Raw genomic sequence first — 15,960 nt, forward strand, 5'->3', positions numbered from 1 at the left:
TAATAGTGGGAGCCATTAGCCAACACATCACCAGTACCCGGTGAACTCTGCTGAACCGTGAAATACGACTTAGTAGGATCAACCGCATTCAACGTGTACTTCAAATACTTCTGATGCGCCACAGTCGTCATTTCGGTGCCTATGGAGGCCCTAACCACGAAACCTTCACCTTCCGACGGGAAGATCGAAGCCGCATTGACTAGGGCCACACCATCGGCACCCGAGTTGGCGCAAATCGTTGGGACTGCACCATTCAACCCAGGCGCACCAGCCGAACCATCATCCCAACGCGGACCCTTCGCGTTTGGCCCCGGAGTTGGATGAGCGTACATCAAATTGAAGCACACATTCACATTAGGAAGCAGGTTGTCGTACTCGTCCACGACCGTGACACGAGCCCAACCAAGATCATAACCATCAGCCGCGCTCGTCGAATCCTTAGTCTCCAACGAATTCAGCGTATTAGGAATGTGTGGGACATCTGGCCGGAACCGCACCTTGTCATTGCTTCCGGCTGTGGCGCTTTCCGCCGGCGACTTGTAAGTCGACGTGACGGTGACCGTGAATATGTCAGCTAAGTTGGTCCAGACTCGCTTGGTGTAGGTGCCGGTGGTACCTGCCACCTTGGTCCAAGGGCCCGAGGCGACCGTGGCCGCCACGCCGGTGGCATTCTTTGCCTCAGCCGTCAGGGCGTCTAGCTGATCCTGAGGCAAGTCCATCAGGGCGCCGTCTTGGTCACGCACGTAAACCGTGATGATACCGGTGTCGGTACCCCCGACCAATACCGAGTTAGCAGGCGTCACAGGGGTGCCCGGAACCGGTGACACCTCAAAGGTTGACTTGGTCCAATCCGGGGTGTCCTGGAAGGCGGCATCTTGCGTCTGCGTCAGCATCCAGCCCAGAGGCGGGCCGCCAACCCAAGCCGCCAGGGTTTGGGTGTAGTTACCGGGGGCCACACCGTAAACCTCGCAGGTGTAGATACCCGAGGTAGCGGTTGTTTGAACACAATTCTTGTACTCGATGTTCGCCAAACCGGTCGTTGGATGGGTTTCAATGCTCAACTTGGCTGGCCCGGTCAAGGCATCGGTGATTGGCCTGTCCTTAGGATCAACCAACTTCACTGTGGCCGTGTAGTACGAATCTGGATTGTTCGACCGCTTGGGGCCGGCATCAAGCGTGAAGGTGGACTTGTCCACATCAGGCGGTTCTGCGCCAAACGAGGCCGGCTGGGTCGGTGTCAAAAGAGTCCGCGTGGCCGTAGGTCCGTAGTAGAAGCTCAGCACGTAGTCGCGAATCTCAGTAGAGGTGACGTCGATGGTGTAGGTGCCCTCCGTAGTCTGCGTCGGGACCGTGCCAATGCTGGCACCGGGAAGGTTGGCGTTGGCTGAGTACTTGTTTAGCGGCGGGGTGGCGCTGTACCAATCTGACACTGGGTTGCCGGTCTGGTCACGTAGGACAACAGTGACCTTGTAGCAGTCAGTGCCGTCGGCATAGACCCTGGGATGGAGTGTACTGATGGCCTCACAAGGCGCGATCGAGATGTCCCAGTCGAACAGTGGGCCAGAAACGAAGTGGGCAATGTCGTTCTCTTCCCCTGCTGGCCCCTCAAGAACGACGAGCTTCCAGTCTCCCCAGCTCGGGTCCAAGACCCAAACTTCGATCAGGTAGTCGCCGCGGGTATCGCTTGAGACCGTGGCAGTGTAGACGCCAACACCAGTCTCAGTGAACTCGCTGAGGACGAGCGGACTGAAAGTTGGCCCAGTGGCCATGAGCCAGTCAGCCTTGCCGCCAACCGGCAGGTCGTCGTCGTCCCTCAGCCAAACTGTGATAGTCCCAGTCGAGGTGCCGTCCGCGACGATGGGGGCTTTTTGAACCTTGTAGGTCGAGTTGACGACGGAAATGACGCCCGTCTCAAAGGTCACGGTTTGCGGCGATTTTTGGTTGGCCGGCAAAGAAGCAGGGGTCCCGACATGATTATTGCTGTCCTGGGCATACTTGGCCGAAACCTCATAGCTACCGTTCGGCGGCCCTGCTGTCACCTCTGTCGTGGCGATACCAGCGGCCGAGGTGTTTTGGCTGGTAATGCTGAGGCTGGCGCCACCGCCCGGAGGCGTTGACGCGTCGGCAACTGAGAAGTTGATGGTAGCACCGGAAATTGGGTTATTGCCACCCTCGTCCATCACCGTAACGGTCACGGTGTAGGCATCGGAGTTGTTTGGTCGCAGAGGCGGTCCAACCGGAGTAATGACCATCGTGGTCTTGTTCTTGCCAGGCACGTCGGCAACGTCGAAGGAGGCTTCCTTGGTGGCGATTTCGTCCCAGGTGCTGCCGCCCATGAAATAGGAGGCCTTGATTTGCCTGATGTCGCTGCCATCTTGTGAACCATAAATCGAATAGATCCTGATGTTGTAAACGCCATCGACGCATAGTCCGCCAACTAGAGGCGCGACGCAGGTTAGTTGCGTCGGGTTGGAGTCATAGGGCGATGTCGGGGCAGATGGGAAGGGCCAGAACCTGGCACCGTCCGGGCGCAGTGGCGAGGCGGTTACATCTGAGAGCATCACCGGACCACCTGGTCCAGCGGCGTTCTTGATTGTGATGCCATAGGAGGCGTAAAGGGTTACCTCGCCCACGTAGAAGCCCCAGCTGCTCGATGCCGCAGAGAATCCCCAGTCGGCAAAGGGCTTGGGCGTCTTGTCAATGATGTCGAACTTGGAGACGTAGGGACACCTGACCGGATCCGGGTCACCCGGAAGGCAGATGGGAACGTCGATGCCGAAAGTGGCGGGCCGCGGACCCAATTCGACCGTGGTGCCACCCCTTGTCCAGATGGCCTTGACCTGCAGAATTCCGTCGACCGTGGATGTAATCACCAAGTCGTAGTCGCCAGAACCCGCAACGGTTTCAGTTGGAGTGATTGTGACACCGGACGTGACGGGAGAGCCGTCTTTGGTCACGGTGAAGGAAATGTTGCCGGTCTCGCCGGAAATAATGTTGTCATTGCAGTCGCGCAGCTTGAGTAGGCCAGTGCGTGACCCACCGACATTGACTGTGCCGGTGTTGTCAATGGTGAAGTTCTCGTCCGGGGACGGGTCGCAGACGGGGCCGGCCACGAAGGTGGCGTCCTGGGTGCCCATTTGAGTGCCGTCGACTTCCAGCTTGACCTTCAAAGTGCCGGCTTTCTTGGAGCTAATCGTAAAGGTGTAGGTGCCAAGAGTGCTGGTTTCGGTTGGGCCAGTGATGGTGTAGTCGGTAGCCAGGAGCGCGCCGCCGCCATCGAGCGTGACAGTGAATGTGAAGTCGGTGGAAACCATGCCGGTAATGGGGTTGGCTTCAAGATCAGCAAGCTTGATAGTACCCAGGCGGGTATCACTATTGTTGGCGATCTTTTCACCGGTGTTGTCGATGGTGTACGTCGACGTGCACTTCGGATCCGAACCTGGCTCGCAGATGTCGCCCGCAGTGAAAGTGGCAGGCCTGGTGCCCAGATCGCGTGTCGTCCCATCCTTGGACCAGGTGGCCTCAATGTCAAAGGTTCCGTCAACGGTTGAAGTGACCACGAGGTCGTAGTTGCCCGGCGAGGTGGCGTTCTCGGTTGCCACAACGGTGACACCAGAAGTAACGGGTGCCCCACCCTTTGTCACGGTGAACGTGATGTTCGAGGCTTCACCCCCACGGGGGTTGTTGCCGCAGTCGAGCAGTTTGATCAGGCCGGTGCGAGAGTCTCCGACATAGACTGTGCCGGTGTTGTTAATGGTGTAGTTCTCGGACGGGAACGGAGTACAGGGCGGGCCGGGATTGAAGGTGGCGTCCTTGATGCCCATGACCTTGGTGCCGGTGCCATCGGGAACCTCCAGTTTGACCTGCAGGGTGCCGGCAACCTTGGAGTTGATGGTGAAGGTGTAGCGGCCGGGCTGGGTGGGCGATTCCGTTGGGCCAGCGATGGAGTAGTCGACGTCACGAGTCAGCTCTCTGGTACCGGCCAGAACGGTCCAGGTGAAGTCAGAGCTTGGCTGAGAGACCCAGTTACCGGCGTCGTCCGAAAGCTGGATGGTGCCGGTGCGATCCTGGGAGTGATCCGACAGGTCCATCACGACTTCCCTGGTGCCGGTGTTGTCGATGTCATAGGCCGAGGCGCAGGGCGGCGGGTCGCCAGGAGTACAGATCGGGCCGGCGCCGAAGACCAGCGCTGCTGGATGCCGTCGCTCGGGCCTGTCGGTCCCCTTATTATCGGCAGCGGACCCATCATTTGGACCAAAGTTTGTCGCGGTGCCACCAATCACGAAGGCTGCTGTGACGGTATAGGTGCCCGCAACAGTTGCTGTGACTTCTAGGCTGCACGTGCCGGCAGCCCCGGTGAAGCAGGTGGCCGTTTGGGTGCCATCAGCGAAGGTTGCGCCGGTGGCAGTGGCTCCAGAACCGGCTACCGGGGCAAGCGTCATCCTGATGGATTGGTACGGCAAGGGCACACTGTCACCGGGTGGTGGATCCGGGAAGAATGCCATGGGATGGGCCTCGATGGTGTAGGTATTGGTTGCGCCGCCGCCAACCTTGATCTCCCTGGAACCAGGCGTAGGCGAAGTGACAATGTATGACTCCGTCGGGTCGGGCGGGGGAACGTAAGTAAAGAAGCAACTAAGTGAGGCTTGCTGCCGAACCTCGCTGGCCGGAATTGTCAGCGAGGTGCCGCCGGCCGGGAAGATAACGTCAATGCGGGTGCCGTCTGCCCTTTGGCAGTAGGTGTGTTCCGTAAGGAGGTAGTCGTCCTCAACCAAGAGACGCCAATTGGTCGGAATCGAAGAATGCCCAATGGTGATGGCCTGATTGGTGCTTTCAAAAGCGTGGGCTTGGTTAGACGGCTGGAAGGTCGAGGCCGGGTTTGTCGTAATGCTGTCGGTGGCCGATGACGGAGCCGTCGGGGACACATTTGTGAGGGTATAGCTAAAGGAAGCCGGCCTATTTGTCAGCGTCCTGGCAAAGAGTTTGATGGTGCCGTTGGCCACGGCCATGCGATAGTCTTCAACCTCACCAGCTTGGACCCACGGTGTGGTATTCCAGTCAAAGCCGGCAGTCGGCTTATCCATAGTAATGGTGTCCCAATTGAGGCCGGCCCGAGCCCGGGCAAAGACATGCTGCAGGCCACTGATACCGGCCGTGGTGCCGACCTGGTAGCCGTAGTGGTAAATGTAGCCATTGACGTCCGGAACCGAGGCAGCAGCCGGGAAAGTCTGTGCCGCGGTGAAAGTACCGGTGGGCTGGCCACTGGAGAGCAGCGACAACCAAACTTTGGCGTTGGCTGTCGAGGCGTTGGCGCCGGAAACCTGGATGCGGAAGTCATACATGCCGCCAACGGCCAGAATCTGGTCCTGTGCCGAGACCCAGGCGGTGTCAGGCGCACCAGAATCCCTGACCTGAAGGCCGTTATCAGTGGCGTGGGCAGCGGCGGCGGGGTCATTGATGCCGTTGTCGTAGGCTCCAGGTGTGTCGCCAAGGAAAAGCTCACCTTGGGAGGTCCTTTGGAAGGACAGTGGGCCGTTTTGCGCCCGGGTGGTGGGGAAGGAGTAGGTGGTGCCGCCAACGTTGCCGTTAGGTGCGTCACCGTAGGAACCGTAGATGGAGAGACCGAAATCTGCCACAGACAGTTGCTCCGAGGTAGTCGAAGTCACCTTCGTAACAACCAACGCACCAGTGTCAGTGAACACATCAGTTGCGCTTAGTTGCCTCGAAGGATCAATCCCGTCAGTCCGGGCGCCCAGACACGGACCCTCATAACCTGCACTCGTGGCTTGGCCCAAACACCTTGGCGTCACGACGTTGGCAGTACCGCGCTGAGGATCACCATTGATGTCGATAAAGCTGGAATAACCACCGGCATAAGTCTGCCTGGCGTTATAGCCATCAATCCTGGGCTGCTTCACCCGGACATACCAATCAACATTATTTGTCTGATCAATGATGAAGTTGTACTCACCCAAACCATCGGTCTGAGTCTCCGAGACCGGTCCGGTCTGCCCTTGCTTGTACAGCTCGACCGTCATATTAGGCAGAACCGGGTCACCAGCATCCTTGACGCCATTACCGTTGAGGTCGTTGAAGATGGTGCCGCGAATAGTGCCAGCAGTCTGAGCTGAAGCCAAGTCACGGAAATCCTCGACACTCCACGGAGTTGTCGTCATTTGCTTGGTCAACGGGTTCATCACTACAAGGCTGCCGGGGTTCCGGGCGTAAATCAGACCATCGTGGAAAGCCATACCCCAATAGGTGACCGCACCAATCCCGTTATTCCACTGCAAGACCTTCTGGAAATACCAATCGGTGCCGTGCGCTCCAGGCTTGACCTTGATTAGATACCTGTAGGCGCCGTTCGAGGCCAGCAGATAGGCGTTACCTTCGGCGTCCAAGGCCATATCGGAACCAATGGTGAAGTTGTAGGTGTAGAGGTTGTTGAGCGCCAACCGGTCGTCGTCGGTCGCTGGCCGCAGAGCCGTGGCCCGCCGGCACTCGGCCCTGAGGTTGGCGTTCTGAACCCAAGGCTTGCAGATCTGCATCTGAGCCGTACCCGGAGTCCCCGTCCGGTTGTTGTTGACATAGTTGCCCTCACCAGGAGAGAAGTACAACTCACCGGTGCCCTGGAAAGCCTCGCCGCCAGACCAATAGTTGTAGCCGCTACCAGTGTTCCAGTCGACGAAGAACTCCCTGCCCACAGGGTCATTCGGCACGACCTTGTGAACCGAGACGGCCTGACCACCGCCAGCTCCGGTGGTTCCTCCCCAGGCCCAGAGGTAGCCAACTAACCGGCCAGTGAAGTTGCCGCCAGAGTCGCGCTCGGGCCCAATCGCCATAGTGGTGGGCGCAAAGCCGTTGGAGAAGCTGGAGCCGGTCCAGGCAACTTGGGTGTAGCCGGCGTCAGTCAGGTTAGTGGCCTTGGGGTTCTTGATCACAAAACCAGTGGTGTTGAAAGCGCTATATAACCAGTCCTGGTTGAACTGGGTGGCGCCTTGCCAAAGCGTCGTGTTCCAGCTCATCGTGCTGTTGGCGGCACTGGCAGCCTGCTGCCCCATCCAGGATTGAGCCACGCTCAACCCCCCTAGACCTATCGCCGCAGCAACCAACAAGGTCACAGGCCTCACCAGACGGCCAAAACGACGCCGAACGTCGGATGAGACTGAGGAACCGGATGTCGAGTTCATGTTCATGAGTGCTTCCTTGACTTCGATGGGGCGGCAATAACGCCAGGGTTGGTGGCTAGTAGTGACAAACGGACGCGGGCAGGGCGCCCGGCTGTGAGTGCTTTAGGGGCCTGGTAGTGGCAGGCCGGGTGGGGAGAAATGGTTGAAAACAAAATGCGGACAGGCAAAACGGATCGACGTAGCTCCTCCTTTGAGCAACGCCGAACTGATTCGGTTGTCGAGGCCAGGGGTCCCTCGCGCATCTTATTCTCCGTTTTCATTGCCATCAGGGGCGACGGCACAGGGTTAAAACTATCGATAATTCGGCCAATAGGTGCGCAGACATGGGTGGTAGTACGCAGTTGAATTCTTGCCAGTATTTTTGCTGGTGGGAGGTCTTGGGCAGGCACAAGGCATTTTGCGCCAGCACCAGGCCTAACCTGCTGCCTGTAACGAGAAATACCAACCATCACGTCCTTCAACTTTCGCTCCACTTGGCCAATGTGACACCGGTCACATGCCCGGCAGAGGCAGCTTCCGGCATGTAGAAGAGAGGCCCTTACCGGCAGGGCATGACGCGGGTGTCGCGGCTTTGCGCATTTCTACGCAGGCAGTAATACTTGAAGTGCTGTGACGCGCCTCACAGCGGCCGGGTTGGCGCCGGCCGTCAAGTCCACGCCCCGTGCCGCCGCCCGGGTCTGAAGGCTAAACATCCGGTGGGGTGCCGCCTTTTTGACGACACCCCACCGGGCTAGTTTTTGACAATGCTGTCTAGGCGGCTTGGCCATCCTGCTGGCGCCGGCGCCGGGCGGCCAGAATGAGCCACCAGCCGGCCAGCAACGCCAGCAAGGCCACGGCGGCCAGCTTCATGACATCAGTGCCGGTGAACGGCAGGGCCTTGGCCGGTGGAGCCGGCCGGTCGATGACCTGGAACTGGGCGCTGACCGTGCCAGAATCTGGCCCGGTCATAACAATTGAATGCGTGCCCAGGTCAGTGCCTTGCGGAATAGTGAAGGTCCAAGTCACCTTGCCGTTGGCATCTGCCACCTTTGAGCCCAGCTTCAACGGGTTGGACTGCATTTCTGCCTCAACCGTTTCGCCGGGTTGGAAGTTGATGCCGCTGGCCACCTGCTGCTCGCCAACGTAACGGGTCGGGTGAACCAGCGCCACCGCCGGCAGGCCAATGCGCCACTGCTTGTCAGTGGTGTTACCGGCCGGGTCGGTCGCGGTGATGGTGACCATAGTGCCTTCAGCCAGCTTCTGGCTGAGTTTGCAGGACCAGCGGCCGTTGAGGTCGACCACGGCAGTGCAAAGCACTTTGCCGCCCTTGTCAGTCACGGTGATGGTGTCACCGGCATCGCCCTCGCCGTTGATGACAGTGCCATCAGACGGCTCGGGCTTCAAGCTGGGCCCGGTGGCCTTGACCGTAATGGGGGCTTGGACCGAGGTGAAGGTGTGGTTGGCGATCTCCTCTGCCGTCCGGTGGACGGTCAAATCAAGATACTCAAGGTTATGGGCCACCGCATAAAGCGAGGTGCCATGTTCCAAGGCCGCCTCGAAGGTGCAGGACCACTTGCCCTGGGCGTCCGATGTCGCAGTGCAAAGCGGCGTATCAGAACCCGTGGCGTAGACCTCAACACGGTGGTTTGGTAGGGCCGTGCCACTGAGCTTGCCCGCACTAGCCATGGCCGTATCGAAGACCGGGGCCGGCGGGGTAGGCACGAACTTGACCGTCACCGTCTTAGTGGCGGCGGCACCGTCAATGGCGAAGCCGAAGACAACATCACCGGTCACCTCCGAGGAAACCTTGATGGTGTATGTGCCGTCATGGTTGTTGGTGGCAACACCGCCATCGTGGACCATTACACCGGTGGTGGCGGTACTGACCGTGACCACGGAATCCGGATTGGCCAGCTGGAAGCCAAAGGCATCAAGCAGCGTCACCGTCAAAGTGGCCTGGTCGAGCGCACCGCGGGCGGTCGTGTCCAGACGGTTGGCCTCAACAAAGCCACGGTTGGTGGCGATAGTCGAAGTCGAGGTGCTGGCATCACCAGCCACGAAGACCAACGTCACTTGGGCGGCCGGTTTGGTGATGTTGTACCAGGTGCCGTTGACGTTGACCTGAACCGGGAAGCTGTAGGTGCCGGGCTTAGTCGACTTGACATGGAAAGTGAAGTCACCCCAGACCGGGTTTTGCGGGCTGCCGGTCGCGAACGGTGCGCTTTCCACAGTGGAAAGCTCCGGCACACCAGTCAAGTTCAACCGAACCGCCGCCCCGTCAACGAGAAGCTCTGAAGCCGACTTCACCGTCACGGTGACGGCATAAGAATCAGCCGTGTTGGCGCTGACCTTGGTGGCCGCATCGCTTGGGTTGGGGCTAACCGCCCAGTTTGACTTGGACGGATCAGCCGCACCAGCGGTGAAGCCAATTTCCCTAGAATCGCCCGGACCGTTGAAGGTCTCACCTGTGCCGGTGGTGGCTTTGACCTCAAAGGTGCCGGGCTCATCTGACCGGATGTCAGCCCAAATGAGACCCGGGATGTATTCACCGTCTTGGGTACACCAAGCCGGAGTCGTAGCCACTGGCACCAGCGGGCAGCTTCTCAACGTGATCGTCTTGGCGGTCTTGTCATCCCCGAACCACGGACCGGGCACATCGGATGAACCCTGAGACACCTCGATGGTTACCTCAACATCTGGCACCGGGTTGCCGTGGGAATCGGTCAGGATCAGCTTGACTTCATGCGAGCGCTCGCCGTCAGCCAAAGTCAACGACGAAGAGGTGTCGAAGAGCGAATCCTCCACCGACAAGGCACCGTGGGTGACCTCCACTTCGACTTCCGAACCAATCTGCTCGCCGTCGAATTCAGCCTTACCTTCCCAAGTACCGGCCTCATCAGTGTCGAACCTAACCGTGGCGGTGCCATCGTCACCAATGGTGGTGGTGATGGTTTCGGTCGAATCGCCGTTGGTGAATTCGAGCGTGACCTCACGGCCGCCCTCGTCAGTCACCGGGTTGTCGAACTCATCGACCAACGTAACCTTGACGACAAAGCCGTCATCGTCATCGGCCGTCTTGGAATCAGGCCCAATCACTTCAACCTTTGACCGGCTGCGGTCAACCGGACCGGCCACAAAGGTGGCCTTGGCCGGCGAGTCTGTTTCGACATCGGTCGAACCAACCCGAGCCGTCACGTCGTAAACCGCCGCCTTGGTCGAAACCAAAACCAGCTCGGCTACGCCGTCACTGTTAGCGGTGACAACGCGGGGGGCCGGACCGGTCACAGTGGTGTTGGCCACTGTGGTGTTGGCCGGCACCTGGAACTCAACTTGGGCACCAGCCACCGGGTTGTTGTTGGCGTCACGGATGAAGGCCGTGATGACCTGAGTGTTGACACCGTTGGCCGTGGCCTTGACGGTGGGCGAAACCAAATATGAGGCCTTGCCGTCAACCGAACCAGCGCAGAAGGCGACCTCAGCCGGGCTACCAGAAAGGTTGGCAGTGCCGAGTTGCGCCAAAACATTGAAGGTTCCAACCGAGGTTGAGGTTAAGGTGACCACAACCTGACCGCTGGCGTTGGTCAAATACGGACCAGCTGGGCTAACGGTGACCTGGCTGGCGGCGGTAATGCCGACACCAGAGCTGGGCACCAGCAAGTTGCCAGAGTCCCGCAAGGTGACAGTACCGGTCCACGTATCAGTGCCGTTAGCCACGACACAAGCACCTGGACCTGTGGCCGTGCCCTTGGCCACCGCCAAGGTCGACGTATCGGCATCAGGTGCGTCCGGGCCAAACTCGAGCTGGGCCGGTGCGGCCGGCGGCGTCACCGCAGAATCGTTGGGCAAGGTGGCGCGCAGCAGAACGGTTTCCGCCCGCATGTCGCTCAACTCCACCCGGGCCAAGCCGGCGGCCGAGGTGACCACGTCGGTGGTGCTGCCAGGCGCGACAGCGGCCGGATAAAGAATCTGGCCGGTGCCACTTGGCTGCATCCGGACCGTCACTCCGCTAACCGCGTTACCGTATTGGTCTGTCACCAGAACCTCGGCATAGTGCCTGGCCGTGCCGTTGTTGAGAACCCGTCCGGCTGAACCGGTCAGTTCGGCACTGGCTGGAGCGCCAGCCTTGAAGGCGGCCGGTTGCGGGCTGCCGTTGATAGTGCCGGTGGCCACCGTGGCGCTGACCGAGTACATCCCGGCCTTGAATTCACCAAAGTTGATAATGGCAAGGCCGGCGTCCGTGCGCACGGTCTTGGTGCCGAAGTAACTTGGGTCGGTGTTCAGCGTCCACTTCAGGACCACATTAACCTGGGCGTCAGCCCGGTCAATCAGGTTGCCACTGGCGTCACGGATGGTCACCCGAGCAATGTGCTGCTCATCGCCAACCGTCATGACTTGACCCAAGGTGTCCAAAACCAGGGACGAGCGAGTCGGGTCAACCGTGACATCGGAGACAAACCTGGCCGGGGCCGGCGAACCGGTCTGAATGGCAGTAGTGCCAACCGCGGCCGTGACGTTGTAAGTGCCGGCCGTGTTCGAAACCAGGGTCAGCGCGGCCACGCCCAGATTGGCGCCGGAACTGCCGGTGGCCACAGTGCAAACGGCACCGCCTCCACCGCTCACACTGGCGGCTTCAGCACAGTTCTTAGCCGAAGTGTTGGCCGGAACCGCGAAACGGACCTGAGCCCCACCAATCAGGTTGCCAGCCCCTTCGACACCGTAGGCATCACGCAGCGTGGCCCGGATGACCTGGGTTTCGGTGCCGTTGGCCACCGCCGGGCTGGCCGGCGCGGTCAAACGGGAATTGGCTTGGTCAAATGGACCCGGTGCGAAGGTGATCGTAGCCTCGTAAAGGCCCGAACCAACGGCCGGGGTAGCCACTGAGTCGCCACCGATCTTGACCGTGACCTTGAAGTCACCGGCCACAGTGGAACGAATAGTGGCCGTGCCGGTGCCGCCGCTGTTGGAAACCACCGTGTAAGGCGCACCGATCGGTCCCAAAGGTGTAACCGTGATGACGGCCGACCCAAGATAGACCGGGTTGCCGTCAATGTTGCGCAGATTGACAATGACCGTGTACGAGTCGGAGCCATTGGCCACAACCTTGGTCGCGTCGGGGTTGGAAGCCGTCCTGGCCACCGCCCACCACGACTTGGTGGCGTCCGGCGCATCATCGGTGAAGGCGACCTTCTTGGCCTGGTCTGACCAATAAGTGGTGTTGCCTATGACCATTGAGGCCTTGACGTCATAGCCGGTCAGGTCGACATCTGGCGAAGCGAAGTAGGAATAGGCCAGCGCCTGGGCCACGCCGGTGCTGCTTGAGGCGCCGGCTTTGGTCGACGGCCCGGACATGGCGTTATCCCAAAGCGGGCCGTTATCAATACCCGAGCCGGCCTGGTCCCACATCAGATGGAAGTTGATCGACTGGCCTTGGATCGGGTTGCCGTACTTGTCTTGGACAGTGACGCGAGCCCAACGCGACTGGGTGCCATTGGCCCTGGCCGCACCGGATTCTGTGACCAACGAATCGACTGTCCGTTGCGGATCAACGTCGCCGTGGACAAACTGGGCCGTCTTGGGCGACCCGGAGACCTCCGGGCCGGTGCCGGTATCACCCAGATAAGCCCTAACGAAAACGGTGCCAGCCACAGTTGAGGCGAAGTTGCAGGTCGCCACGCCATTGGCGTTCGAAGTTGCGACGCAGCTCGAAGCCGCCAAACCGACCGGATTGAAGGAGAAGAAGACCTTCTGGCCGCTTACCAAGTTGCGGCTAGTGTCCCTAACCACTACCTGAGCCGTGTGGGTTTGAATGTTGTCGGCAATGCGCGTGCCAGTGGTAGTGATCGACAAGCTCGACTCGATGGCGTTGCCGACATCTGCGGTCCACCAAACGCGGGCCTCAGTGTTGGTTCGCACAACCGGACCGGCCTCTGTTGGGGCCGAGGCTTGACGCACGTTGACGATGTAGTCAGTCGAACCGGCCGCCCTGGCCCTGATGGCAAAGCCCTCGTCCTGACTGGCCGAAGAGGTGGATGAAACCACGGTCAAGGTGGCGATACCACCAGTGGTCAGCCTGGTGACCGTGGCCGGGCCGGGCCTGTCTGCCTCGGTGCCAACGCCACGGACGGTGACGTTTTGCGGAACCACAAACTGGACGGCGGTGCCGTTTTCAACCGGGTAGCCGCCAGAGTCGTTGGCCCGGACTTGGACCACTTGGTCGGTGCCAACCAACTGCGAGGTGCCGGGCTCAACCAGCCACGACCGCATTGGGTCGACGGCGCCAGCCGTGAAGGTGATGGTGGCCATGGCCTGCGGGTGAACAATATCCGCCCACACATTACCGGTCAAAAGCACCTGTACTGGGAACTGGAAAGTACCAGGCGCAGAAGACTTGACATGGAACCGGAACACACCCCACTCACCAGCCAACGGAGCACCAGTCATATTCGGATTAGTTTCAACCACCGTCAAAGGCGAGTTAGCCGCAGCCGAAAGATCTAGCTGAACACTAGCCCCATCAACCTTGATATTAGCGGCCGAACGAACCTCAACCGCCACCTCCCAAGTATCATCAGTACCAGCCACCACCCTGTCCGGCTCAGTATTAGTCGAAGTCCTAGACACCGTCCAAGACGACTTATCCGGATCCACTTCACCAGCCGTAAACGCGATAGTCCGCGATGTATTCGCATCCGGAATCCGGTTACCGGCTGAAGAAGCCGTCACCACGAAACTACCCGGCTCTTCCGAACGAATCTCAGCCGTCACCATACCCGGATAGTAGATCCCACCTTGAGTACACCAAGCCGGCGCACCAGTCGGATTCACCGGGCAAGTCACCAAATCAATGTAATTGTTAGCGTTCTTAGCCCCAAACCACGGACCATCAACATCCGCACTCCCCTGCGTCACCATCAACCGCACCGGCACACCAGGCACCGGGTTATCGTTCTGATCCCGCACCACCACAGTCGCAGTATGGAAATGCTCCGCCGCCCCAGTAGCCAAAACCGGGTTAGTCGAAGTAGTCAACGTCGAATTAGTCCAAACCGCTGGACCAGCCTTGAACACAACCTGACGGGCACTACCAGTGGCATAAGAGATCACCTGTGAAGCCGCCACACCACGCACATCATAAGTACCAGCCGTAGCATCAGTGAAACAGATCAAAGCCACACCATCATCAGTCTTCAACCCAGCCTGACGCCACGTCCCAGTCGTGTTCTGGGCCCGCCACTCGACATAAACCATGATCTGATGGGCCGGATTATCAATCACGTTACCCGAATCATCGCGAATAATAATCTCACCGCAATGATCCTGCTCACCAGCCACCATTTCACCGGTAGTAGTGATACGCAGTGTCGAAGTATCCGGACTAACATCCGGGCCAGGCCGGAACCTAGCTGTCGCCGGCGACCCAGTCGTGATCTGCGGGCCACCTTGACCAATCGTCGCCGTGACCTCATAGTCACCAGCCGTAGACGAAACCAAGAAGACCTCAGCCACACCATCCAGGGCCGTACCGTAACTACCAGTACTAACAGGGAACGTAGCTGGTCCGGGAACATCTGCGCCACCAGCACCAACACCCTTAGCCGTGACATCACGTGGGATAGTGAAGAAGACCGGCTGGTCGGAGACCAGGTTGCCAGCCGTATTCAGACCATAGTCATCACGGATCTCAGCAGTGACCTTCTGCGTATCGCTGCCATTCGCAATAGACCAGTTCAGTTCACCCGGATCAGTCAGCTTCGAGTTACGGACCACACCTGGGCCGTTGACAAACTCGATGTCACGGCTGGTCACCTGGGCTGTCGGTGAATTCAAACCGATCTCAGACCCACCAACCAACACCCGGACAGCCCAAATACCCTTCACCGTCGAAGTGATGGTCTTAGTGGCCACACCGGCAGTGTTAGACGTGAAGTTAGTGCCACCGCTAGCTGCCGGCTGGCTGCCAGTAGGCCAGGTCACCGACGGGTCAGCCGTCAACGACAACTGGGCTGAACCACCGTTAACCACATTGTTATTCGAATCACGTAGATACACAGTCACCTTGTATTCGTCGCCACCGTTAGCCAACACCGGGCCAGACGGCGGCTCAGTCTGGGTCACCTCGAACCATGAATACTTCGAGTCAACACCAACCCTAGAGAACTTCAAATAATGCTTCTGGTTAGGCGGATTAGTATCCGTCCAAATGAAGTGACCCGGCGTATCTTCATAGCGGCCCTGAACCTCAAAGCCGTCCGTAGCACCCGAATCCCACATCGACACGGCCTCAACCTCAACCACACCCTGGCCATTAGACGTGCCACACACCACAGTTGGCCCATCAACCGCCGGGCTAGTCACACCAGTAGTCACCCAACGTGGACCATTAGTCGCACCAGTGCCATAGGCGTACATAAACACGAAACAAACGTTGGAGATGCCACTCTTGGTATTGCCATACTGGTCTTGGACCGTAATCTTGGCCCAACCAGTGTCCTTACCGTCGTTTAGTGAAGCACCGTCCTTGGTCTCCAAAGAATTAAGCGTCTTGTCCCAATCGGTGTCGTCAGGCGCGAAAAGCAAGGTGCGGTTGGTTTGCCAAGGCACATCTGCAGGCGTGGTCGCAGCAGACGAAACCGCGACGGTGTACTCCCCAGCCTGGGTGGCCATGACGGTGGCGGTGTAGACGCCAAGCGCCGTTCGGGTCCAATTCCCAATGGTGGCGCTGCCGCCACCGGCCCTATCAGCCCGGGCGCTTAGGGCCAACAAATCTGCGTCGGTCAGATCAACTGGTTGA

General features: G+C 59.3%; 2 protein-coding genes. Both read right to left on the reverse strand.

All coding sequences use genetic code 11. The features are described 5' to 3' along the window. Window positions 1-7,076: hypothetical protein (locus FWD29_08130; protein ID MCL2803897.1), on the reverse strand; the 7,076-nt coding region annotated here is incomplete at its 3' end. Window positions 7,077-7,940: 864 nt separating this feature from the next. Further along, entirely contained in the window at window positions 7,941-15,929 is a 7,989-nt protein-coding gene (locus tag FWD29_08135) for an Ig-like domain-containing protein (protein MCL2803898.1), read from the reverse strand. Window positions 15,930-15,960: the final 31 nt, after the last annotated feature.

Source organism: Micrococcales bacterium (genome assembly GCA_009784895.1).
Classification (GTDB): Bacteria; Actinomycetota; Actinomycetes; order Actinomycetales; family WQXJ01; genus WQXJ01.